Annotated in this window: 1 protein-coding gene; it reads left to right on the forward strand. The window is 71.7% G+C overall.

Annotation, left to right across the window (positions count from 1 at the left end; genetic code table 11):
- The first annotated feature begins 203 nt into the window (after positions 1-203).
- Positions 204-1,262: an IS110 family transposase gene (locus V6U89_RS30070; protein ID WP_334576684.1), complete on the forward strand. Its 1,059-nt coding sequence runs from the start codon at positions 204-206 to the stop codon at positions 1,260-1,262.
- Positions 1,263-1,271: the final 9 nt, after the last annotated feature.

Genomic DNA, 1,271 nt, shown 5'->3' on the forward strand with positions numbered 1-1,271 from the left:
GTAGCGGGCGTGACCCATCGTCTGACTGGCCTTTGTGCCTTCGGCCGGACTTGTCCGCCTGCTGCTGCCGGCGCCGGCCCGGCGGGAGACGTTTGGCCTGATCAGGAGCTTGACCGCCAGTTAGCGGCTGGCGTGTCTCATCACAGTCCTGCCATCTCCGCACCGGACCGGACCCTTGCGTCCCCACGGTGAGGAGAGAACGCATGTCCATGCTGGCAGAACTGGTCGAGGTCGTCATCGGCATCGACACGCACAAGGACACCCACACCGCCGCGGTCCTCGATACCCGCACCGGCGGGGTGCTGGCCCGAGCCACGGTGAGCACCGACCCGGACGGCTACGCCGAACTGGTGGCCCTGGCCGAGCAACACTCGGGGCTGCGCGCCTGGGCGCTGGAAGGCTCCGGTGGCTACGGCGCCGGCTTGGCCCGGCACTTGGCCGACGCCGGTGAACTGGTCGTCGAACTGGACCGACCGCTGCGCCCGGCCCGCCGCGCCGGGGCGAAGTCCGACCCGATCGACGCCGAACGCGCTGCCCGCGATGCCCTGGCCCGCACCCGACTGGCGCAGCCCAAGACCGGCGCGCAACGGGCGGCTTTGCAGGCACGGCTGACCGCCCGCCGCGCAGCCGTGGAAGCCAGCTCCGACGCCCAGCGGCAGCTGCACGCGTTGGTGATCACCGCCCCCGAGGTGGTGCGGGCCCGGTTCCGCGGCCAGAGCACTCGAGTCATGCTCACCACCGCCACGCGGCTGCGCCCCACTGCCAACGCCGATGTCGACGTGTTCACCTGCTTGACCGTGTTGCGGCAGTTGGGCCGCCGCGTCCGCTTCCTGCAAGCCGAAGCCGCCGAGCACGAGACAGCGATCCGCGCGATCGTGCGGTCCTGGCGCCCCGACCTGCTCAACCTGCCCGGGGTCGGCCCGATCGTCGCCGCCACCGTGCTGACCGCCTGGTCCCACCCCGGCCGCTGCCGCGACGACGCCGCCTTCGCCATGCTCGCCGGCACCGCACCCATCCCCGCCTCGTCCGGCAAGACCGTCCGCTACCGGCTCAACCGCTGCGGCGACCGGCAACTCAACCGCGCCCTGCACACCGTCGCCCTATGCCGACTGCAACGCGACCCCCGCACCCGCGCCTACGCCGACCGCCGCCGCACCCAAGGCAAAACCGACCGCGAGATCAAACGCTGCCTCAAGCGCTACATCGCCCGAGAGCTCTACCGACGCCTCGAAACCCCACCCCAACCACTTGACGCGGCATAGGAGCGTCCG

It is taken from the genome of Micromonospora sp. CPCC 206171, from assembly GCF_036906755.1.
Classification (GTDB): domain Bacteria; phylum Actinomycetota; class Actinomycetes; order Mycobacteriales; family Micromonosporaceae; genus Micromonospora; species Micromonospora purpureochromogenes.